The 22,293-nt window shown below is 57.2% G+C and carries 15 protein-coding genes; 14 read left to right on the top strand and 1 reads right to left on the bottom strand.

The window, feature by feature from the left end; all coding sequences use genetic code 11:
- Nucleotides 1–13 precede the first annotated feature (13 nt).
- The gene (sseB, locus tag HFD87_RS12680; protein ID WP_010257582.1) at nucleotides 14–778 is read left to right on the top strand and encodes an enhanced serine sensitivity protein SseB; all 765 of its coding nucleotides are present in this window, start codon (nucleotides 14–16) and stop codon (nucleotides 776–778) included.
- A gap of 270 nt (nucleotides 779–1,048) precedes the next feature.
- On the opposite strand, the gene sseA is transcribed toward sseB, so the two are convergent.
- A complete protein-coding gene (gene sseA / locus HFD87_RS12675) occupies nucleotides 1,049–1,891 on the bottom strand; it encodes a 3-mercaptopyruvate sulfurtransferase (protein WP_010257579.1) in 843 nt (280 codons plus the stop codon).
- A 146-nt stretch (nucleotides 1,892–2,037) separates the two neighbouring features.
- Here sseA and HFD87_RS12670 point away from each other — a divergent pair, with 146 nt between their 5' ends.
- The 13 genes from HFD87_RS12670 (at nucleotide 2,038) to HFD87_RS12610 (ending at nucleotide 22,162) form a co-directional block, all read left to right on the top strand.
- Nucleotides 2,038–6,933, top strand: coding sequence for an alpha-2-macroglobulin (locus tag HFD87_RS12670; RefSeq protein WP_167423508.1), 4,896 nt, complete (start codon nucleotides 2,038–2,040; stop codon nucleotides 6,931–6,933).
- Nucleotides 6,934–9,273, top strand: a complete 2,340-nt coding sequence (gene pbpC, locus HFD87_RS12665; RefSeq protein ID WP_167423507.1) for a peptidoglycan glycosyltransferase PbpC — start codon at nucleotides 6,934–6,936, stop codon at nucleotides 9,271–9,273. It abuts the gene before it with no gap.
- A gap of 175 nt (nucleotides 9,274–9,448) precedes the next feature.
- A complete protein-coding gene (gene ndk / locus HFD87_RS12660) occupies nucleotides 9,449–9,880 on the top strand; it encodes a nucleoside-diphosphate kinase (RefSeq protein ID WP_003848684.1) in 432 nt (143 codons plus the stop codon).
- A gap of 187 nt (nucleotides 9,881–10,067) precedes the next feature.
- Nucleotides 10,068–11,237: a bifunctional tRNA (adenosine(37)-C2)-methyltransferase TrmG/ribosomal RNA large subunit methyltransferase RlmN gene (locus HFD87_RS12655; protein ID WP_010257560.1), complete on the top strand. Its 1,170-nt coding sequence runs from the start codon at nucleotides 10,068–10,070 to the stop codon at nucleotides 11,235–11,237.
- 80 nt (nucleotides 11,238–11,317) lie between these two features.
- Nucleotides 11,318–12,052, top strand: coding sequence for a type IV pilus biogenesis/stability protein PilW (gene pilW, locus HFD87_RS12650; protein WP_029519436.1), 735 nt, complete (start codon nucleotides 11,318–11,320; stop codon nucleotides 12,050–12,052).
- Complete coding sequence (gene rodZ / locus HFD87_RS12645) at nucleotides 12,042–13,061, top strand: cytoskeleton protein RodZ (protein ID WP_033772408.1); 1,020 nt, start codon at nucleotides 12,042–12,044, stop codon at nucleotides 13,059–13,061. Before pilW ends, rodZ begins: the two co-directional genes overlap by 11 nt.
- 37 nt (nucleotides 13,062–13,098) lie before the next feature.
- Nucleotides 13,099–14,220: a flavodoxin-dependent (E)-4-hydroxy-3-methylbut-2-enyl-diphosphate synthase gene (gene ispG, locus HFD87_RS12640; RefSeq protein WP_003848692.1), complete on the top strand. Its 1,122-nt coding sequence runs from the start codon at nucleotides 13,099–13,101 to the stop codon at nucleotides 14,218–14,220.
- A gap of 105 nt (nucleotides 14,221–14,325) precedes the next feature.
- Nucleotides 14,326–15,600 (top strand): histidine--tRNA ligase, encoded by a 1,275-nt coding sequence (gene hisS / locus HFD87_RS12635; RefSeq protein ID WP_167423506.1) that lies wholly within the window; start codon nucleotides 14,326–14,328, stop codon nucleotides 15,598–15,600.
- Nucleotides 15,601–15,639: 39 nt separating this feature from the next.
- A complete protein-coding gene (locus tag HFD87_RS12630; RefSeq protein WP_010257542.1) occupies nucleotides 15,640–16,257 on the top strand; it encodes a YfgM family protein in 618 nt (205 codons plus the stop codon).
- Nucleotides 16,258–16,276: 19 nt separating this feature from the next.
- Nucleotides 16,277–17,458, top strand: a complete 1,182-nt coding sequence (gene bamB / locus HFD87_RS12625) for an outer membrane protein assembly factor BamB (RefSeq protein WP_033769690.1) — start codon at nucleotides 16,277–16,279, stop codon at nucleotides 17,456–17,458.
- Between the two features lie 174 nt (nucleotides 17,459–17,632).
- The gene (gene der, locus HFD87_RS12620; RefSeq protein WP_010257536.1) at nucleotides 17,633–19,123 is read left to right on the top strand and encodes a ribosome biogenesis GTPase Der; all 1,491 of its coding nucleotides are present in this window, start codon (nucleotides 17,633–17,635) and stop codon (nucleotides 19,121–19,123) included.
- A gap of 62 nt (nucleotides 19,124–19,185) precedes the next feature.
- Nucleotides 19,186–19,407, top strand: coding sequence for a zinc ribbon domain-containing protein (locus HFD87_RS12615; protein WP_022624126.1), 222 nt, complete (start codon nucleotides 19,186–19,188; stop codon nucleotides 19,405–19,407).
- A 313-nt stretch (nucleotides 19,408–19,720) separates the two neighbouring features.
- Complete coding sequence (locus HFD87_RS12610; RefSeq protein WP_010257526.1) at nucleotides 19,721–22,162, top strand: glucose/quinate/shikimate family membrane-bound PQQ-dependent dehydrogenase; 2,442 nt, start codon at nucleotides 19,721–19,723, stop codon at nucleotides 22,160–22,162.
- Nucleotides 22,163–22,293: the final 131 nt, after the last annotated feature.

Raw genomic sequence — 22,293 nt, 5'->3', positions numbered from 1 at the left:
TCAGAGGAAAACTATGAACCGTCTTGAAGAGGTGCTGAAGCTGGCGGCCACTGAGCCTGCCCATCGGCCCGAATTTTTTCAGCTGTTGCTGGAATCTGATGCCTGGGTGCCAGGTGAAAGCACCACGCAACAGCTTGATGCCAGCACGCCCGTTGATCTGCAGCACTGGGAAAAAGAGGATGGCAGCAGCATCATTCCTTTTTTCACGTCAGAAGAGGCGATGAGTGAAGCGGTGAGCGGTGAGCAGTCCTGGCTGCGTCTGCCGGTACGAACGCTGTTTGAGATTACGCGCGGCGAGACGCTGTTTCTCAATCCCAAACTGCCTTCCGGTAAAGAGTTTACTGCGGCCGAGATCACCCATCTGCTGGCTGAAGAGGGCAGTGCACTAAGCCAGCAAACCGTGCTGGAAGGCGGACAGTCACTATTGCTGTCTGAGGTGGCTGAACCCCCTGCGCAGATGATCGACTCACTGACTCAGCTCTTCAGCAAGCATAAGCAGGTGCGTCGCGCGTTTATCGCCAGTATCCGTGAGCGGGCTGACGAAGCGCCCAATCTGCTGATTGGCATTGAAGCGGACAGCAACATTGAGACGATCATTCAGGCGGCGGGCAGCGTGGCAACCGATACGCTGCCGGACGATGCGCCGGTTGATATCTGTGAGGTGACGCTAAACGATCGCGGCATCAGCCACTTCTTTACCGCCCACATCACGCCATTCTACGAGCGTCGCTGGGGCAGTTTCCTGCGCGACTTCAAGGGCAGTGAGCGGATTATCTGAGACAACAAAGTAAACAGGCGGCTCACGAGCCGCCTCATATAGCTGATATCCCGAATCAGGGGGAGTCTGGCCGCAACGAATAAGCTTAACGCGCAGGGAACAGGGTCAGAGGAGGAAAGCGTCCCGCGCCATGGACGGCGCGGGCCGAGCGGCCAGGGAGTGGCTTTAGCGACTTTCCGATCTGACCCTGTTTCCTGTGCTACCTCGTTCTTACAGCTGATCGAATCCGATATTATTAAAAAAACAGGCGGCTCATGGGCCGCCTGTTTTTTATTTCGCGATAGGTAAGTCGTCGCGACTGCCCCATTCGCCCCAGGATCCGTCATACAGTGTGACATCCCGTGCGCCCAGCGCCGTCAGCGCCAGAATCACCACCACAGCCGTCACGCCTGAGCCACAGCTGGCGACCACCGGTTGGGTAATATCGACGCCCGCATCGGCAAACAGCGTCTGAAGTTCCGCCTCCGGCTTGAGTTTTCCCTGTTCAACCAGGCTGTTCCACGGCACGTTCAGGCTGTTGGGAATGTGTCCGCGATGCAATCCGGGACGCGGCTCATCCACTTCGGCGTTAAAGCGATTGGCAGGACGCGCATCAATAATCTGTGCGCCGCCTTCATGGCTGATCAGCAGTACGTCCGTCAGGCGTTTCACCCGGCTTTCATCTGCGTGGGCCTCAAACTCACCTTCCGGCAGATTCACTTCGCCGGTTGCCAGCGCAAAACCAGCTTCTTTCCAGCCCTGCAAGCCCCCGGCCAGAATCGACACCTGAGCCACACCAAAGGTTTTCAGCATCCACCAGGCGCGTGGCGCAGAAAAGAGATTACCCTCGTCATACACCACCAGGTGCTTATCACTGCTGACACCCAGTTCACGCATCGCGACGGCAAAACTTTCGGCGCGGGGCAGCATATGGGGGTAAGGGCTGGTGTGATCGGAAAGCGCTTCAATATCGAAGTAAGGGGCGTCGGGTAAATGACCCGCCAGATATTCGGCCTGGATATCGCGAACCGCTTCCATACCGGGTGGCAACAACCGTGCATCCAGCACCTGAAGCCGCTCATCGTTGTAGTGCTCTTGTAACCAGTCGGCGGACACAAACAGTGGCGTCGTCATAACAACCTCATCTCAGCAATCTGTCATACCAGTGTCAGGGAATGTGCGCACCATCTCAAGAGAAGCGTTGATTAAATGCGAGCATTGATATGAAATTGCGCTGCGTAATCAAACGACACTCCCTGCGTCCCGGTGAAGGAACTACCATGAAGAAACGCAATACCCGGCTGCTGCTCAGCATGCTGATCGGTGGCTCGCTGCTGTCAGCGACCCTGTTACCTGTTTTGCCTCTCCAGGCGGCAGAAGCACCCGCAACCTCCCAGGTCAGCAAACCGCTGACGATTATCGATCTCTCGGAACTGCAGATCGATAATGCCGCTGCGCTGGTCTTAACCTTCAATCAGCCGCTTGATGATAAACAGGATATCGCGCAAAAAGTCAGGCTGACCGACGATAAACAGGGCCGGGTGGATGGCGGCTGGGAGCTTTCTGCTAACCGCAAAACGTTGCGCTTCCGCCATCCCGAGCCGTCGCGTCACTTCACCGTCACGGTGGATGCGGGACTGCGCGCGGCCAGCGGAGAGACGCTTGCCGCCGATTACAGTCAGAAAATCGCCACCCGTGATATCCAGCCGATGGTGGGCTTTGCCAGTCGCGGTTCACTGCTGCCGCTGCGTATCACGCAGGGACTGCCGGTGCTGGCGCTGAATGTTGACCAGGTCGATGTCGATTTCTTCCGGATAAAGAATGCCGGCCTGGCGGAATTTCTCTCGCAGTGGAATTACGGCAACAACCTCTCGAGCTGGCAGTCGCAGGAGCTGCTGAAAAGCAGCCAGCTGGTCTATAGCGGACGCTTTGAGCTCAACCCGGCGCGTAACACGCGTGAAAAATTGCAGCTGCCGATGCGTGACATTACCGCACTTCAGCAGCCGGGCGTCTATCTGGCGGTGATGAAGCAGGCCGGTACTTATCGCTACAGCCAGCCCGCCACGCTTTTCACCCTCAGCGATATTGGCCTGTCACTGCATCGCTTCCCGACCCGGTTCGAACTGTTCGCCCAGAGTCTGGCAGACGGTCAGCCGCTTTCCGGGGTCAGCGTCAGGTTACTGGATGAGAAGGGGCAGGTGCTGCAAAGCGGTACCAGTGACAGCACCGGTCATCTGAGCCTCAAGGCGGATGAAAAAGGCAAGCTCCTGCTGGCAATTCAGGGAGAACAGACCTCAATGATCGACCTGGCGCGTCCGGCGCTGGATCTCGCTGAATTCCCGGTCGCGGGGCCGCAGGGCTATGACAAACAGCTGTTTGTTTTTGGTCCGCGCGATATCTATCGTCCTGGCGAAACGGTCATCGTGAATGCGCTGCTTCGCGATGCCGACGGACACCCCTTGCCCGCGCAGCCGATCAAAGCGGAGCTGGTGCAGCCCGATGGCCAGGTGATGCGGACTTTTGTCTGGCAGCCTGAAGCGGGATTCTACCAGCAGCGACTGGCGCTGTCCGCGTCGGCCATGACCGGCGACTGGATGTTGCGACTGAATACCGGCGATAACCTCAAGCGAGAGTGGAAGTTTCACGTCGAAGATTTTCTGCCAGAGCGTATGGCGTTAACCCTGAAAAATGACCCTCAGCCACAGGCCGCTGATGCCAGTGTTGAGTTCGGTATTGAGGGGCGCTATCTCTATGGCGCCCCAGCAGCAGGTAACACGCTACAGGGGCAACTCTATCTGCGACCGGCACGCGAGGCGGTGACTGCACTGCCAGGCTATCAGTTTGGTGACATCACCGAAGAGGGGTTAAAGCGGACGCTGGATGAGGTGGATCTCAAGCTCGACGCCAGCGGTAAAGCACAACTCACGGTAGAAAATCAGTGGGATCAGCTCCACTCCCCGCTCAATCTGATCCTGCAGGCCAGCCTGCTGGAAACCGGCGGACGTCCGGTCACCCGTCGTGCCACCCAGGCCATCTGGCCCGCTGAAGCGCTGCCGGGTATCCGGCCGCTGTTTGGTAACAAGGCGGTTTATGACTACCGCAGTGACAGCTATCACGATGAGCCGACCGTGCCGGAACAGAGCCTGGCCGAATTCGACATTGTCTATGCCAACAGTCAGGGCAAAAAACTGGCGGCAGAGAAGCTGGATGTTCGCCTGATCCGTGAACGCCATGATTACTACTGGAGCTTCTCTGACAGCGAAGGCTGGCAGTCGCAGTATAGCGACAAGGATCTGCAGGAAGATGAACGCGCCATCTCTGTCCCGGCTGATGGCAGCACCAAAGTCAGCTTCCCGGTCGAGTGGGGCCACTACCGGCTGGAAGTGCAGGCGGGCGAGAAGATCGTCAGCAGCGTCCGGTTCCAGGCGGGTTATGACTGGCAGGATAACACCAACGGCACGGGTGCATTGCGCCCGGATCAGGTCAGACTGAAGCTGGATAAAGCGGCTTACCAGCCGGGCGATACCTTGCATCTGCAGGTTGAGTCACCGGCGGCCGGTAAAGGTTACCTGATGGTGGAGTCGAGCAGCGGCACGCTCTGGTGGCAGCCACTGACCGTACCAAAGGGCGGCACAACGGTGGATGTCCCTGTTGCTGAGAGCTGGCAGCGTCACGATCTCTACTTCAGCGCCATCGTGGTGCGTGACGGCGATAAGGTCAGTGGCGCAACGCCAAAACGCGCGGTGGGGCTGTTGCATCTGCCGATGGCGACGGAGGCGCGCCGCTTAAATCTGACGCTGGATGCGCCCGATAAAATCCGTCCTGAGCAACGCCTGACGGTAAAAGTCCACGCCAGTCGTGACGGCGGCCCGCTGCCTGAAAAAGTGAATGTACTGCTGTCAGCAGTGGACAGCGGCGTTCTGAGCGTCACGGATTATAAAACCCCCGATCCGTGGCAGGCGTTTTTTGGCCGTAAACGCTATAACGTCGATCAGTACGACGTCTTTGGCCAGCTGATCGAAGGCGGTGGCCGGCTCGCGGCACTGCGTTTTGGTGGTGATGGCGAAGATGAATCGATGACGCGCGGCGGCAAAAAGCCGGTGACGCACGTCAATATCGTGGCGCAGCAGTTACAGGCAGTCACGCTGGATAAAGAGGGCAACGGGTCGATTACGCTGCCGATCCCGACCTTTAACGGTGAACTGCGGCTGATGACCCAGGCATGGAGCGACGACAGCTTCGGCGCGGCCGAACGTAAACTGGTGGTCGCGGCGCCGCTGATCAGCGAACTGGCCACCCCGCGCTTCCTTGCCAGCGGCGATACAGCCTCACTGGCGCTGGATCTCACTAACCTGACCGATCTGCCGCAAACTCTGAAGGTGGATCTGAGCAGCAGTGGCTTAGTGGATCTGGCCGGGGCTGCCAGCCAGAGTGTGACGCTGGCCAAAGGCGCACGTACCACACTTCAGATTCCGGTCACGGCGAAAACCGGCTTTGGTGATGGTGAGGTCGCCGTGCAGATTTCCGGTCTGAACCTGCCGGGCGAGCAGGTGAAGCCCAGCAAACAGCAGTGGAAAATCGGCGTCAGACCACCTTATCCGGCCCGGACACTGAATTTCGATGCCGTCATCAATTCCGATCAGCCCTGGCAGGTCGCGGCAACCGCGTTTACCGGGCTGGATGCTCAGACCCTGAGTGGACAGCTGACGCTGAGCAATCGTCCGCCGCTCAATATCGCCAGTTATATCAGTGCGCTTTACGCCTATCCCTACGGCTGTCTGGAACAGACCACCAGCGGCCTCTGGCCGTCGCTCTACACCAGCCATGCCGAGCTGACCGCGATGGGGATAAAAACCAGCAGTGACGAGGCGCGCCGGGCCGCCGTCGACACCGGCATTGCCCGTCTGGCGGGCATGCAGCGGGCCAACGGCAGCTTCGGGCTGTGGGACAAGCAGAGTGAGGAGGAGTTCTGGCTGACGCCTTACGTGACCGATTTCCTGCTTCGCGCCAGCGAGGCGGGCTATGTGCTGCCGGATAATGTAGTTGACCGCGCTAACGCACGGCTGCTGCGCTATCTGCAGGATCCCGCGCAGATCAGCGGCGGCGGCAGTGATAACAACGCCGCGCTGCAGTTCAGCGTGCAGGCTTACGCCGGACTGGTGCTGGCGCGTCAGCAGCGTGCGCCGCTGGGGGCGCTGCGCGCATTGTATGAAAAGCGTGAGAAGGCCCGCTCCGGTCTGGCGCTGATGCAGCTTGGCGTGGCGCTGAAGCTGATGGGTGACGGGCAGCGCGCATCGCTTGCGATCATGCAGGGTGCCAGTCTGACGCGCTCAGATAAAGAGTGGTATGGCGACTATGGCAGCACGGTGCGCGATGAGGGGATGATGATATCCCTGTTAGCAGAGAATAAGCTGCAGCCCGATCTACAGAATAGTCTGCTGCTGTCGCTGTCAAAAGAGGTCAACGGCAAGCGCTGGTTCTCGACTCAGGAGAATAACGCGCTCTATTTAGCGGCGCATACGCTGCAGCGTGCGCAGGGCGGAAGCTGGCAGGCGCAACTGTCGGGCAATGCACAGCCTCTGCAGGGTGATGCGCCACTGAATAAAGGGCTGGGGGCTGAACGACTGTTGCAGGGCTTAGCCATCAGTAATCCGGGCAGTGCGCCGCTGTATGGTCGTCTGGATGTCACCGGTTATCCGCTGGCCGCGCCACAGCCGGAGAGCAATGTGCTTGGGATAAAACGTGAATACTTTACGCTGGATGGCAAAGCCGCCGATCTCAGCAATCTGCGCAGCGGCGAGTTGCTGGTGGTGCGTCTGACCGTTTCGTCGAAGCGCAGCATCACCGATGCGCTGGTGGTGGATCTGCTGCCTGCCGGTCTGGAGCTGGAAAACCAGAACCTGGCTGACAGCAGCGCCAGCCTCGGCGACAGTGCGGATACGCTGAAGGAGAGCATGGGTGACATGCAGCAGGCAGACATCAGACACATTGAGTTCCGTGACGATCGCTTTGTGGCGGCACTGGCGGTGGATACTTATCGTCCCGCGACGCTGGTCTACCTGGCGCGGGCGGTCACACCGGGGCGCTATCTGATGCCACCACCGCAGGTCGAGTCGATGTATGTGCCGGAGTGGCGCGCCACCGGCAGCACGCCGTCGCAGCTGCATATTCAGTAAGTGACGCGACGCGTGGTAAACGTCAGCAGCATCAAAAAGTGGTGGCTCGCGCTGCCGCTTTTTTTTATGGCGCTGTGGCTGGCTATATGGGGGCTGGATCGGCTTTTCCCGTTGCCGCTTAAACAGGTGCAGCCTGCGCGGGTGGTTGTTGCCAGCGACGGTACACCATTGTGGCGCTTTGCTGACAGCAAGGGGATCTGGCGCTATCCGGTCACGCCAGAGGAGGTGGCTCCGGCCTATCTGCAGGCGCTGCTGACCTACGAAGATCGCTGGTTCTGGTATCACCCCGGCATCAATCCCCTGGCTCTGCTGCGCGCCGCCTGGCAGGATCTGCGCCATCAGAGCGTGATTTCCGGAGGCAGCACGCTGACCATGCAGGTGGCACGCCTTATCGACCCGCAACCCCGAACGCTGCGCGGCAAGCTGATTCAGGCGTGGCGGGCGCTGCAGCTGGAGTGGCATCTTTCCAAACGAGACATCCTGACGCTCTACCTTAACCGTGCACCCTTTGGCGGCACGCTGGAAGGGGTGGGCGCGGCAAGCTGGAGCTGGCTGGGAAAAGCCCCGTCACAGCTGACGCCGGGCGAGGCGGCGCTGCTGGCCGTTTTGCCGCAGGCACCCAGCCGTCTGCGGCCCGATCGCTGGCCTGAGCGGGCAGAAGCCGCACGCAACAAAGTGCTGGATCGGCTGGCGGAATACCGCATCTGGTCTGCTGAACAGGTGGCGGAAATCCGTCAGGAGCCGGTGTGGCTGCCGCCGCGCCAGATGCCACAGATGGCGCCGCTGCTGGCCCGGCGACTGCTGTCGATCAGCCACAGCGATAAGATTGTCTCTACGCTTGACCCCTCACTGCAGCGCGAACTGGAAAGTCTGGCGCTGAATGTTAAAAATCAGCTTCCTCCACGCACTTCGCTGGCGATGCTGGTGGTGGATCACACCACCATGGCGGTTCGCGGCTACGTCGGCTCGGCTGATTTTACCGATGACAGCCGTTTTGGCCATGTGGATATGATCGCCAGCGTGCGTTCGCCAGGCTCGGTGTTAAAACCCTTTATTTACGGCATGGCGCTGGATGAGGGGCTGATTCATGCTGAATCACTGCTGCAGGATGTGCCGCGTCGCTTTGGTGATTACCGGCCAGGCAACTTCGATACCGGATTTCACGGGCCGGTCAGCGCCAGTGACGCACTGGTGCGGTCGCTGAATCTGCCTGCGGTGCAGCTTCTGGAGGCGCTGGGACCGAAAAACGTTGCAGCGCGCCTGCGCAATGTCGGTCTGAACTTACGTTTTCCCCCCGGCGCTGAACCTAATCTTTCCCTGATTCTCGGCGGCACCGGAGCGCGCATGGATGAGATCGTGGCTGCCTACAGCGCCTTTGCCCGCCACGGCAACGCCGGCCAGCTGCGCTGGATGCCCGATCAACCTTTACAGCAGCGGCCGCTGCTTTCGCCTGAGTCGGCGTGGATCATCCGGCGTATCCTGGCCGGGGAAGCGCAGCCCGCGGGCAATGGCAGCGTACCCGATGTGGTGCCACTGGCCTGGAAAACCGGCACCAGTTATGGCTACCGCGACGCCTGGTCGGTGGGGATCAATCCCCGTTATCTGATTGGCGTCTGGGTCGGAAGACCGGATGCGACGCCGGTTGCCGGGCAGTTTGGTTTTGCCTCTGCCGTGCCCGTCATGAATCAGATCAACAGCCTGCTGATGAGTCGCCTTGGCAGACGTGATGTTCCGGGCGATCCGCGGCCGGCCTCGGTGACGGTGGCGAGCATTTGCTGGCCTGGCGGTCAGCCGTTGCCCGCCGGAGACGAAAACTGTCGCCAGCGGCGGCAAAGCTGGGTCGCCGCCGACACGCTGCCGCCTACACTGCTGGCACCCGGCCAGGAGAGCCTCAGCGGATTACGCCTGGGCTACTGGCAGAATGCGCAGGGACTGCGCGTCGCAGCAGACTGCCCCGGCGCCACCCGCCATGAACGGCTGGTCTGGCCGCTGCCGCTGGAGGCCTGGCTGCCGCCTCAGGAGCGGCGGGCGCAACGTCTGCCCCCTGTCGATGCCCGGTGTCCGCCGTTACAGCAGGGCAGCAGCGCTCCGCTGATCGTTACCGGCGTGATTGAGGGGCAAATTGTCAGACCGCTGCCGGGCAGGAGCGCGCTGACAATGCCGGTCGCGGTGCAGGGAGGGCAGGGCGCGCAGCGCTGGTGGTTCCTGAATGGTGAGCCTCTGATGACGCAGAACGCCGCAGACAGCCTGTCTCTGCAGCTCGATCATCCGGGCGAGTATCAGCTGGTGGTGATGGATGAAGAGGGGCAACTTGTCTCGGTCACCTTCAGCCGGGGCTGACGCTTTTTTGCGCTAAATCATAACTATGGCGCGTCTGCTTCGACTCAGATCAAGATTTTTCATCAAATTAGGGATCTCTGATAGGCAATGCCGGACTCAGCCCCTATAATCGGCGCCGTTTCTTAACCGGGGCGGACGCCACCGGTTTCTTCAGAACGTTAAGACAGAGGTCATCATGGCAATCGAACGTACTTTTTCTATCATCAAGCCAAACGCCGTCGCTAAAAATGTGATTGGTGCTATCTACAACCGTTTTGAAAGCGCTGGCTTCAAAATCGTTGGCGCAAAAATGCTGCAGCTGAGCAAAGAGCAGGCTGAAGGTTTTTACGCTGAGCACCAGGGCAAGCCATTCTTCGATGGTCTGGTTGAATTCATGACCTCTGGCCCGGTTGTTGTTTCCGTGCTGGAAGGTGAAAATGCCGTTCAGCGTCACCGTGACCTGATGGGTGCCACTAACCCGGCAAACGCACTGGCTGGCACACTGCGTGCTGACTACGCTGACAGCTTCACCGAAAACGCCACGCACGGTTCAGATTCTGCTGAATCCGCTGCCCGCGAAATCGCTTATTTCTTTGGCGAAAACGAAATCTGCCCACGTACCCGTTAATCGCCTGGCGATAAACGTTACGTCGGCTTTACAAAAATCTGCGTAGGGGAGGTCACTCCCGCCTGTTATCAGGCTGCAGATGTTGTACAATATTGCGCCTTCATTGACTCAGCTTAATGAAGGCGCAATTTTTTTCACCTATCCCTGAACAGCGCCATAACGTGTAACAACGAGGCCAGAGAATATTATGTCCGAACAGATTGTGACGTCCGCGTCCGCATCCCCTATTGTCGTCTCCCCCAAAAGCCAGAAAATAAACCTGCTGGATCTCAACCGTCAGCAGATGCGCGAATTCTTCCTGTCGCTGGGCGAAAAGCCTTTCCGCGCCGATCAGGTCATGAAGTGGATTTATCACTACTGCTGCGATGACTTCGAGCAGATGACCGACATCAACAAAAAGCTGCGTAACCGGCTGATGGAGCTGACGGAGATCCGTGCGCCAGAAGTGGCAGAAGAGATGCGCTCTACCGACGGCACCATCAAATGGGCCATTCGCGTGGGCGACCAGCTGGTGGAAACGGTCTATATCCCGGAAGGGGACCGCGCAACGCTCTGTGTCTCTTCACAGGTGGGTTGTGCGCTGGAGTGTAAATTCTGTTCGACCGCACAGCAGGGCTTTAACCGTAACCTGCGGGTGTCAGAAATTATTGGTCAGGTGTGGCGCGCGGCGAAAATTGTCGGCGCAGCCAAAATCACCGGCCAGCGTCCTATCACCAACGTGGTGATGATGGGCATGGGCGAGCCGCTGCTCAACCTCAATAACGTGGTTCCGGCGATGGAGATCATGCTGGATGACTTCGGTTTTGGTCTGTCGAAGCGTCGCGTGACCCTCTCCACCTCGGGTGTGGTGCCTGCGCTGGATAAATTGGGCGATATGATCGACGTCGCGCTGGCGATTTCCCTGCACGCGCCTAACGATAAGTTGCGTGATGATATTGTCCCGATCAACAAAAAGTACAATATCGAAACCTTCCTGGCGGCGGTGAAACGCTACATTGGCAAATCCAACGCCAATCAGGGACGCGTGACCATCGAGTACGTGTTGCTGGATCACGTCAATGACAGCACAGATGATGCGCATGAACTCGCCGCATTACTGAAAGAAACACCGTGTAAAATCAACCTGATCCCCTGGAACCCCTTCCCGGGCGCGCCTTATGGCCGTAGCTCCAATAGCCGCATCGATCGTTTCTCCAAAGTCCTGATGGACTATGGTTTTACGACCATCGTGCGTAAAACCCGTGGCGACGATATCGATGCCGCCTGTGGTCAGTTAGCCGGTGAGGTGATCGACCGTACCAAGCGTACGATGCGTAAAAAAATGGCGGGTGAAGCCATCTCTGTGAAGGCTCTCTAAAAGAGTGACTCAGAGCGTTTCCTGAAGTGATGACGCGTGGCAGGCTGCAGCCTGTCAACGTCAACCGGATGGAAACGATTATGCGTAACGGATTACCTGCCGTTTTACTGGCGCTGTTTGTTGTAAGCGGGTGTGTCAGCCAGCATCACGAACCCGGAGCAGAAGAGGTGCGTCTGCAGTTAGGGATGCACTATCTGGCGGGTGGCGACTATGCCGCAGCTGAGCGAAACTTTCTGCGGGCACAGGCTGCCGCGCCAGAGGATTACCGGGTCTCGCTTGCGCTGGCTCGACTGGCGCAGAAGCAGGGTAATCAGACAGCGGCGCAGGCACGGTTTATACTGGCACAGCAGCAGGCCCCGGATAATGGTTTTGTTGCTAACAATTACGGTGCGTTTCTCTGCGCTTTAAGGCAGTATGGCGAAGCGCATCAACAGTTTAGTCGGGCAAGCGCAGCACCGCAGTTTGATGCACGCAATGACGCGCTTGAACTGGCAGGGTTTTGTTATCTGCAGGCTGGCGATATTGCCGCTGCCCGCAGGACACTACGCCAGGCCATTGAGGCTGACAGACGCAAAGCTGATTCGCTGCTGTCGGAAGCTGAAAAGCAGATGGCAGATAACCATCTGGCGAAGGTGCAGGTTTTGCTTGATGTTTACCAGCAACAGCTGCCCGCAACGGCACGAAGTCTGGCGTTACACTTACGTTTCGCCGCGCTACAGGGAGATGCCGCTGACGTTTCACGTTATGGCGACCAGTTAGCGCGACGTTTTCCGCAATCGATACAGTACCAGCGTTATTTAGCTAATGAATACTGAAGCCACTCAAGAAAACTCTGCATTACATTCAACAGGTGAACGCCTGCGTCTGGCCCGTGAGCAGATGGGGCTGACGCAGCAGAACGTCGCTGAACGCCTGTGCCTGAAACTTTCTACCGTGCGTGATATCGAGGAAGACAAATCGCCTGCCGATCTGGCCTCCACGTTCCTGCGCGGATACATTCGCTCCTACGCGCGTCTGGTGCACATTCCTGAAGAGGAACTGCTGCCGATGATGGCGAAACAGACACCGATTCGGGCTTCAAAGATCGAGCCGATGCAAAGTTTCTCGCTGGGCAAACGCCGCAAGAAACGCGACGGCTGGTTGATGATTTTCACCTGGCTGGTGGTGTTTGTGGTGGTGGGTCTGACCGGTGCCTGGTGGTGGCAGAATCATAAAGAGTCACAGGATGATCTGGTGCCGATGACCGATCAGAACAGCAGCAGCGGTGATAGCGGTCAGTCGATTCCGCTGGGTGAATCCAGTGGTGACAGCGCGGCACCTGCCGCGCCTGACGAAAGCAATACCGCCAGTGACAACAGCGCAGCCAGTGCGCCAGCGAGTGCGGCTCCGGCCGCCACTGGCAGCAATAGCGCGACCACCGCACAGCCGGATACCACCAGCAATGCCGTGGTTTCACCGAGCCAGGCGCCCGTGGACAACTCAGCGGCTGCACCTGCGGCCGCGAACACGAATACCAATACCAGCACGGCACCTCAGATGCCAGTAGGTGCAGCGGCGGTCAGTGAACCGGCTGCTGACCCTAATGCGGTGGTGATGACCTTTAACGCCGACTGCTGGCTGGAAGTGAGCGATGCCACCGGCAAAAAACTGTTCAGCGGCATTCAGCGCAGTGGTGGTAAACTCAGCCTCGCAGGAACGCCTCCGTATCGTCTGAAAATTGGCGCGCCTTCCGCTGTTCAGGTGCAATATCAGAATCAGCCCGTTGATTTAAGTCGTTTTATCCGTAATAACCAGGTTGCTCGCCTGACGTTGGGTGCGCAATAACAGCGTATCGCGTACCGGGCAATTGTGGAGAAGAAATATGCATAACGAAGCACCCATTATCCGTCGTAAATCCAAACGCATTTACGTCGGCAAGGTGCCGGTCGGTGACGGCGCACCCATCGCTGTCCAGTCGATGACCAACACCCGCACCACTGACGTGGAGGCGACGGTAAATCAGATCAAAGCCCTTGAGCGAGTCGGTGTCGACATCGTTCGTATCTCGGTGCCTACCATGGATGCCGCAGAAGCATTCAGGCTGATCAAACAGCAGGTAAACGTCCCGCTGGTTGCAGATATTCATTTTGACTACCGCATCGCCCTGAAAGTCGCCGAGTATGGCGTCGACTGCCTGCGCATCAATCCCGGTAATATCGGGAACAATGAGCGCATCCGTATGGTGGTCGACTGCGCGCGCGACAACAATATTCCGATTCGAATCGGCGTGAACGCCGGTTCGCTGGAGAAAGATCTGCAGGAAAAGTATGGCGAGCCGACGCCGCAGGCGCTGCTGGAATCTGCCATGCGCCATGTCGATCATCTCGACCGTCTTAACTTCGATCAATTCAAAGTCAGCGTTAAAGCCTCTGACGTTTTCCTCGCGGTTGAATCTTATCGTCTGCTGGCGAAACAGATTGAACAGCCACTGCATCTCGGTATCACCGAAGCGGGCGGCGCGCGGGCTGGCGCAGTGAAATCGGCGATTGGACTGGGTCTGCTGCTGTCAGAAGGGATCGGCGATACGCTGCGTATCTCGCTGGCCGCCGATCCGGTAGAAGAAGTCAAAGTCGGTTTCGATATCCTCAAGTCACTGCGCATCCGTTCTCGTGGCATCAACTTCATCGCCTGTCCGACCTGCTCACGTCAGGAGTTCGACGTTATCGGCACGGTCAACGCGCTGGAGCAGCGTCTGGAAGACCTCATCACCCCGATGGATGTCTCCATTATCGGCTGCGTGGTCAACGGACCCGGCGAGGCGACTCTCTCTACGCTGGGCGTGACCGGCGGCAGCAAGAAGAGTGGTTTCTACGAAGATGGTGTGCGTCAGCGCGATCGTCTCGACAACAATGACATGATCGATCAGCTGGAAGCGCGCATTCGTGCTAAAGCGTCGATGCTGGATGCCAGTCGCCGTATTGATGTGCAGCATCTGGAAAAATAATGGCGTACGCGGTTTGCGTGCGTGACTTTTTTGACTGAACCTGTGCGGTTTCATCCTCATAAGGTATGATGCCGGACAGGTTTTTTTGCATTAAGAGATTCTAACGTGGCGAAGAATATTCAGGCGATTCGCGGGATGAACGACTACCTGCCTGCGGATACCGCCCTCTGGCAACGGATTGAAGGCGTTCTCAAGCAGACGCTGGCGAGCTACGGTTACAGCGAAATTCGCTTACCGCTGGTGGAGCAAACCCCACTGTTTAAACGCGCCATCGGTGAAGTCACCGACGTGGTTGAAAAAGAGATGTATACCTTCGAAGACCGCAACGGTGAAAGCCTGACGCTGCGTCCGGAAGGCACTGCAGGTTGCGTGCGAGCCGGTATCGAACACGGTTTACTCTACAACCAGGAGCAGCGCCTGTGGTATATGGGCCCGATGTTCCGCTATGAGCGTCCGCAGAAAGGCCGCTATCGTCAGTTCTACCAGATTGGCGTGGAAGTGTTTGGTCTGCAGGGGCCGGACATCGATGCTGAACTGATCATGCTGAACGCCCGTTGGTGGAAAGCCCTGGGTATCTCTGAGCATGTTCGTCTGGAACTCAACTCTATCGGTTCGCTGGAAGCACGCGCGCATTACCGCGACGCGCTGGTCGCCTTCCTTGAACAGCACAAAGAGGTGCTGGATGAGGATTGTAAACGCCGCATGTACACCAATCCGATGCGCGTTCTCGACACTAAAAATCCTGATATCCAGCAGTTACTGAATGATGCGCCACAGCTTGTCGACTATCTTGATGACGAATCACGCGAACATTTCAGCGGCCTGTGTGCCCTGCTGGATGACGCCGGAATCAGCTACACCGTCAATCAGCGTCTGGTACGCGGTCTTGATTATTACAATCGCACCGTGATTGAGTGGGTCACCGATAGCCTGGGTTCACAGGGCACGGTATGTGGTGGCGGTCGCTATGATGGCCTGGTTGAGCAGCTCGGTGGGCGCGCAACACCTGCCGTTGGCTTTGCCATGGGCATGGAGCGTCTGGTGCTGCTGGTTCAGGCGGTTAATCCTGAATTTGAACCGACGAGCAATGTGGATGTCTATGTTATCGCTTCAGGTCAGGGCGTGCAGTCTGCTGCGATGCAGCTGGCTGAGAAATTGCGTGATGAAGCGCCAGAACTGAGGCTGATGACCAACTTTGGCGGCGGCAACTTCAAGAAACAGTTTGCCCGTGCTGACAAGTGGGGCGCTCGCGTCGCACTGGTGTTAGGCGAGGACGAGGTCAAAGCCGGTCAGGTCGTGATTAAAGATCTGCGCCGTGGCGAGCAGCAAACGCTGGATCAGGCAGAGGCTGCTGCTGTCTTGCGCTCGCTGTTACAGTAAGCGTGACACAGCACCAACCATAGAAAGGAGAGGGATTGCGTGGAAGTGTATAGCAATGAGAACGAGCAGACCGACGCGCTGCGCAACTTTTTTGCCAACAATGGCAAAGCGTTAGCTATTGGCGTGGTGATCGGCATTGCTGCGCTGGGCGGCTGGCGTTACTGGAGCAGTCATCAGGACGATACGGCGAAGACAGTATCAGCGCAGTATCAGCAGCTCACCAGCGCCATGCAGGCGGGCAAACCGGAGACGCTGGAAGCGGTAAACCGTTTTGCCAGTGAAAACAGCAACACCTACGGTGCGCTGGCTGCGATGGATCTGGCGAAGCAGTATGTTGACGCCGGTCAGCTTGATAAAGCCGCGACGCTGCTGCAAAACGGACTGAAAGATACCAAAGATGCCAATCTGCAGGCGGTGATTAACCTGCGCCTGGCACGCATTCAACTGCAACAGAATCAAGCGGATGCGGCGCTTAAAACCCTTGACGGTGTGAAGGGTGATGGCTGGACAGCCATTGTGGCCGATATTCGCGGCGAAGCGCTGCTGACCAAAGGCGACAAGCAGGGCGCGCGCGATGCCTGGAGTAAAGGGGTTGAATCTGACGCCTCTCCGGCATTGAAGCAAATGATGCAGATGAAGATGAATAACTTAAGCTAAGCCAGTCAAGAGAGAGCGCATGGAATTACGTAAATACCTGCTGCCGGGACTGATTTCAGTCACTTTGCTCAGCGGTTGTTCGCTGTTTAGCGGCGAAGAAGATGTAGTAAAAATGGCCCCGTTGCCGAAGGTGGAAAATCAGTTCACGCCACAGAAAGTGTGGAGCACCTCGGTAGGCGATGGTGTCGGTGATTTCTACTCAAATCTGCATCCTGCCTGGCAGGATAATACGGTTTATGCTGCCGACCGCTTTGGTATCGTCAAAGCGCTCGATGCCGCAGACGGTAAAGAAAAATGGAAAGTCGATCTCTCTGAGAAAACCGGCTTCTTCTCTAAAAATCGCTCAGCCATGTTATCAGGTGGCCTGACGGCTGATGGCGATCGGGTCTATGTGGGCAGCGAGCGCGGCCAGGTTTATGCCCTCAACAGTAGTGATGGTAGCCTGGCGTGGCAGACGAAAGTCGCCGGTGAAGCACTGTCACGTCCGGTAGTCAGCGATGGTCTGGTGCTGGTTCATACCAGCAACGGCATGTTGCAGGGCCTGGATCAGAGCAGCGGTGCCGTGAAGTGGAGCGTTAACCTGGATATGCCAGCGTTGTCTCTGCGCGGTGAATCTGCTCCGGCTGTCGCTTTTGGTGGCGCGATTGTCGGTGGCGACAATGGTCGTGTCAGTGCCGTGGTGCTGAACCAGGGACAACTGGTCTGGCAGCAGCGTATTTCCCAGGTCAGCGGTGCCACTGAGATCGATCGTCTTAACGATGTCGATACCACACCGGTTATCGTCAATGGCGTGGTTTACGCGCTGGCGTATAACGGCAATCTGACAGCACTGGATCTGCGTTCCGGCCAGATTTTGTGGAAACGCGAAATTGGCGGTGTGAAAGATCTGATTGTGGATGCCGGCCGCATCTATCTGGTCGATCAGGACGATCGTGTGATTGCGCTTAACGCTGACGGCGGCGTCGCCATCTGGCGTCAAAGCGATCTGCTGCATCGCAACCTGACTTCGCCGGTGCTCTACAACGGCTATCTGGTTGTCGGCGACAGTGAAGGTTATCTGCACTGGCTGAACACCACGGATGGTCGTTTTGTTGCGCAGCAGAAACTGGATAGCTCAGGCTTCCAGACCGAGCCGGTGGTCGCCAGCGATAAGCTGCTGATCCAGTCGAAAGATGGTGAGGTTTATGCGATTACCCGTTAACGGGTACACGTCTGGCAGGTGAAATCCTCCGTTCCGACGGCTCCTGATTTAATCAGGGGCCGTTTCGTTTTTAGTCAGGCATGGTATTCTTTGCGCCTTAAGCCTGAACTTGACGGCCAGAGCCGTTATAATCACGCCATTCGGGCGATTAATTATTTATTGAGGCATTTTGTTATGGTACCTGTGGTCGCGCTGGTTGGGCGTCCCAATGTGGGAAAATCTACGCTATTTAACCGCTTAACCCGCACACGTGATGCGCTGGTAGCGGATTTTCCTGGACTGACTCGCGATCGCAAATATGGTCGCGCCGAAGTGGAAGGGCGCGAATTTATTGTTATTGATACCGGTGGTATCGACGGCACCGAAGAGGGTGTTGAAACGCGGATGGCCGAGCAGTCACTGCTGGCGATTGAAGAAGCGGATGTCGTGCTGTTTATGGTCGATGCGCGTGCGGGCATGATGGCCGCCGATCAGCAAATCGCTAAGCATCTCCGTTCCCGCCAGAAAGCGACTTTCCTGGTGGCCAACAAAACTGACGGGATGGATCCTGATCAGGCGGTTGTGGACTTCTATTCACTGGGCCTGGGCGAGATACACGCCATTGCGGCATCGCATGGTCGTGGTGTGAGCAGCCTGATAGAAGAGGCACTGCTGCCATGGATGGACAAAGTTGAGACGGTCGAGCTCACGGAAGAAGAAGAGAACCAGGCGTACTGGGCTGCGCTTGAAGCTGACGAGATTGCTGAGCAGGAAGCCGCCGAGGAAGAAGAAAACTTCGACCCGACGGGCCTGCCGATCAAACTGGCGATTGTTGGCCGTCCTAACGTAGGTAAGTCAACGCTTACCAACCGTATTCTCGGTGAAGACCGCGTGGTGGTCTACGATATGCCGGGCACCACCCGCGACAGCATCTATATTCCGATGGAGCGTGATGGACGTGAATACGTTCTGATCGATACGGCGGGTGTGCGTAAGCGTGCCAAAATCTCTGACACTGTAGAGAAATTCTCGGTGATCAAGACGCTGCAGGCGATTGAAGATGCCAACGTGGTGATGCTGGTGATTGATGCCCATGCCGGTATTTCCGACCAGGATCTGTCGCTGCTTGGCTTCATTCTCAACAGTGGTCGTTCGCTGGTGATTGTGGTCAACAAATGGGATGGCCTGTCGCAGGAAGTGCGTGATGAAGTGAAAGAGACACTGGACTACCGTCTGGGCTTTATCGATTTCGCCCGCATTCACTTTATCTCTGCGCTGCACGGCAGCGGCGTCGGCAATCTGTTTGAGTCGATCACTGAAGCCTATGACTGTTCGACGAAGCGTGTAAACACCTCGCTGCTGACCCGTATCATGAACATGGCGGCAGACGATCACCAGCCACCGCTGGTACGCAGTCGTCGCGTTAAGCTCAAATACGCGCACGCGGGGGGCTATAACCCGCCTATCGTGGTAATCCACGGTAATCAGGTTAAGGATCTGCCCGATTCTTACAAACGCTACCTGATGAACTATTTCCGTAAATCACTCAACGTGATGGGAACGCCAATTCGTATTCAGTTCAAAGAGGGTGATAACCCTTATGAAGGCAAACGTAACCTGCTGACACCAACGCAGCAGCGTAAACGTAAGCGTCTGCTGGCGCATATGAAAAAGAACAAGCGTTAAGAATAGAGGGCCATCTGGCCCTCTTTTTTTTACCCTGAATAAACCGGAGCAGGGAGAAAATAGTGACTATTATTTGCGAAAAATGTCAGCAACCGCTGTCGCTCAGTGACGGTGAATTTATCTGTAATACCTGCGGTACGCATTACCCCGCACAACCCTGCTGTCCGGAGTGTCATCAGCCGCTTGAGGTGCTCAAAGCCTGCGGCGCGGTGGACTATTTTTGCCGGAACGGACATGGCCTTATCTCCCGCAAGCGCGTCCTTTTCCAGCCGCCAGGTCACTGACGCCGCTTTCAGCTACGCTTTAAACGTCTGAGAATTCAGAGCAACGACTGGCTCATTTTGTAGCAAAAATGCTATTGCGCCGTAACAAATGGGTTGTAGATGTTCACTCTGTAATGTACCAGGTGGTACAATCCTGCCGCGTCGTGGGAGGGGCAAGCCACATCCGTGTTCTTCCGGCCCATCGATCTCACGGACGCGGGTCTGTTTATATTCGATTTGAAACCGAGCGGTGCCCGGCGCGGACTGACTAAACGCGCCGGAGTCCGGAAGGCCATCTGTCCGGGCGCTCTGTTTATTCAGGAGAGTAAGTATTATGGCTGAAACATCCTCCCGCTCCGGAAAGGGGCTGGGAATAGCATCCGTGCTGCTCGGACTGGTGCTACTTGCCACCGGTCTGTTTTTTGCAATTGGCGGCGGCAAACTGGTTGCACTTGGTGGCAGCGGGTACTTTTTAATTGCGGGTATCGTCACTGTACTCTCCGCAATTCAGTTCTTCCGTCGCAAATCCTCGGCAGTGGTTCTGTTCCTGCTGGTCTTTGTCGGCACCCTGATCTGGTCGCTGTTCGACGCGGGCCTGGAGTTCTGGCCGCTGGTATCACGCCTGATGGTGCCTGCCGGACTGATGCTGCTTGCCTTCCTGATCTGGCCTTCACTGCGTAAGCATGAAGGTAAGCACTCACTGGCAAAACCCTCTTATGCGTTCTCTGCGCTGCTGGCGGCAGGCATGGTTGTTACGCTGGTGCAGATGTTCCAGCCACATCCTACCGTTGCAGGCACGGGCGAAGAGCTGCCGCTGATCCCGGTAGATAAAGCGAAACAGCAGAAAGACTGGGATAACTACGGTAATACTCCGCAGGGCAGCCGCTTTGTGGCGCTGGATCAAATCACCCGCGACAACGTGAAAGATCTGCAGGTGGCCTGGACTTTCCGCACCGGTGATACCCCTGTCAGCCCGACCGGCAACGGCGCAGAAGATCAGCAGACACCGTTGCAGATTGGCAATACCCTTTATCTCTGCACACCGCACAACAACGTCATCGCCGTTGAAGCCAACAGCGGTAAGCAGATCTGGAAACGTGAAATCAATGCCAAAGCGGAAGTCTGGCCGCGCTGCCGTGGTCTGGCTTACTTTGACGCCACGAAACCGCTGCAGCAGCCAGATAAGCCGGGGTCTTCACCTGTGACTGCCGCAGTGTTGCCAGCCGGTGACAGCTGTCAGCGTCGTATTCTGATGAACACCATCGACGCGCGTCTGATTGCGATCAATGCTGACAACGGTGAGTTCTGTGAAAACTTTGGCGATCACGGCATCGTTGATCTCAAAGCGGGCATGGGCAAGGCACCGGATCCGCAATATCAGCTGACCTCAGCGCCAACCCTGGCTGGCACCACTGTGGTGGTCGGCGGTCGCGTAGCGGATAACGTACAGACGGATATGCCGGGTGGCGTGTTGCGTGGCTTTGACGTTATCACCGGCCAGATGCGCTGGGCGTTTGACCCAGGCAATGTTGACCCGAATGCGATATTGATGCCGGGTAAAGATTATACCCGCAGTACGCCGAACTCATGGGCGCCAATGTCTTACGACCCGGCAATGAACACCGTGTTCATTCCAATGGGCAGTTCGTCGGTTGACCTCTGGGGTGCGAACCGTACTGAACTGGATCACAAATATGGCGCATCGGTTCTGGCGCTGGATGCCACGACCGGTAAAGAGAAGTGGGTCTATCAGACCGTGCATAACGATCTGTGGGACTTTGACCTGCCGATGCAGCCAAGCCTGATCGACTTCCCGCAAAAAGATGGCACTACCACACCAGCGGTAGTGATTGGCGGCAAAACCGGCATGATCTTCGTGCTTGACCGTATGACCGGCAAGCCGCTGACTAAAGTCGAAGAACTGCCGATGCCGCAGGGCCATATCCCGAACGAGCAGTACACTAAAACGCAGCCACACTCGACCGGGATGCCGCAGATTGGCAACCAGACGCTGAAAGAGTCTGACATGTGGGGTGCCACGCCGTTTGATCAGCTGGCCTGCCGCATTGGCTTCAAATCCATGCGCTATGATGGCCTGTTCACCGTGCCGGACACCGACAAGTCTCTGAGCTTCCCGGGTTCGCTGGGCGGTATGAACTGGGGCAGCATGTCGGTCGATCCGAACAACCACCTGTTGTTCGTCAATGATATGCGTCTGGGTTTGTGGGTTCAGATGATCCCGGCTGATACCAGCAATATTGCGCGTGGCAGCAACGGCGGCGAAGCGATCAACACCGGTATGGGTGCCGTTCCGCTAAAAGGCACGCCATATGCTGTGAATAAAAATCGCTTTATGTCACCGCTGGGTATCCCATGTCAGAAACCGCCATTTGGTACGCTGTCGGCGATTGACATGAAAACGCAGAAAATCGTCTGGCAGGTGCCGGTCGGCACGGTGCAGGATACCGGACCATTCGGTATCAAGATGCGCGTGAAAATGCCGGTTGGCATGCCAACGCTGGGCGGTACGCTGGCCACGCAGGGCGGCCTGGTGTTCATCGCGGGTACGCAGGATTACTATCTGCGCGCCTTTGATTCTTCAACCGGGAAAGAGGTGTGGAAAGCACGTCTGCCGGTGGGCAGTCAGGGTGGCCCGATGAGCTACGTCTCACCGAAAGATGGAAAGCAGTACATCCTGATCTCGGCAGGTGGCGCACGTCAGTCACCGGACCGTGGTGATTATGTGATTGCTTACGCGCTGCCAGACAGCAAGTAACAACACTTAATGAAAAGGGCCAACATTGTTGGCCCTTTTTTACGGAAAAGTCTTGCCTGGTTCGCTGTAAGACCGAGCATGCTCAGGGAACACGGTCAGATCGGAAAGTCGCAAAATCGTCATCCATGACT

Source organism: Pantoea sp. EKM21T (assembly GCF_011800405.1).
GTDB classification, from domain to species: Bacteria; Pseudomonadota; Gammaproteobacteria; order Enterobacterales; family Enterobacteriaceae; genus Pantoea; species Pantoea agglomerans.
This window is presented reverse-complemented; position numbering and strand designations above follow the sequence as displayed.

What these genes read in the sequence shown, in the direction of transcription:
- rodZ (WP_033772408.1), top strand. Translation starts at nt 12,042, where the DNA reads ATGAATACTGAAGCCACTCAAGAAAACTCTGCATTACATTCAACAGGT.
- ispG (WP_003848692.1), top strand. Translation starts at nt 13,099, where the DNA reads ATGCATAACGAAGCACCCATTATCCGTCGTAAATCCAAACGCATTTAC.
- sseA (WP_010257579.1), bottom strand. Translation starts at nt 1,891, where the DNA reads ATGACGACGCCACTGTTTGTGTCCGCCGACTGGTTACAAGAGCACTAC.
- HFD87_RS12655 (WP_010257560.1), top strand. Translation starts at nt 10,068, where the DNA reads ATGTCCGAACAGATTGTGACGTCCGCGTCCGCATCCCCTATTGTCGTC.
- sseB (WP_010257582.1), top strand. Translation starts at nt 14, where the DNA reads ATGAACCGTCTTGAAGAGGTGCTGAAGCTGGCGGCCACTGAGCCTGCC.
- der (WP_010257536.1), top strand. Translation starts at nt 17,633, where the DNA reads ATGGTACCTGTGGTCGCGCTGGTTGGGCGTCCCAATGTGGGAAAATCT.
- HFD87_RS12670 (WP_167423508.1), top strand. Translation starts at nt 2,038, where the DNA reads ATGAAGAAACGCAATACCCGGCTGCTGCTCAGCATGCTGATCGGTGGC.
- bamB (WP_033769690.1), top strand. Translation starts at nt 16,277, where the DNA reads ATGGAATTACGTAAATACCTGCTGCCGGGACTGATTTCAGTCACTTTG.
- HFD87_RS12610 (WP_010257526.1), top strand. Translation starts at nt 19,721, where the DNA reads ATGGCTGAAACATCCTCCCGCTCCGGAAAGGGGCTGGGAATAGCATCC.
- ndk (WP_003848684.1), top strand. Translation starts at nt 9,449, where the DNA reads ATGGCAATCGAACGTACTTTTTCTATCATCAAGCCAAACGCCGTCGCT.
- pilW (WP_029519436.1), top strand. Translation starts at nt 11,318, where the DNA reads ATGCGTAACGGATTACCTGCCGTTTTACTGGCGCTGTTTGTTGTAAGC.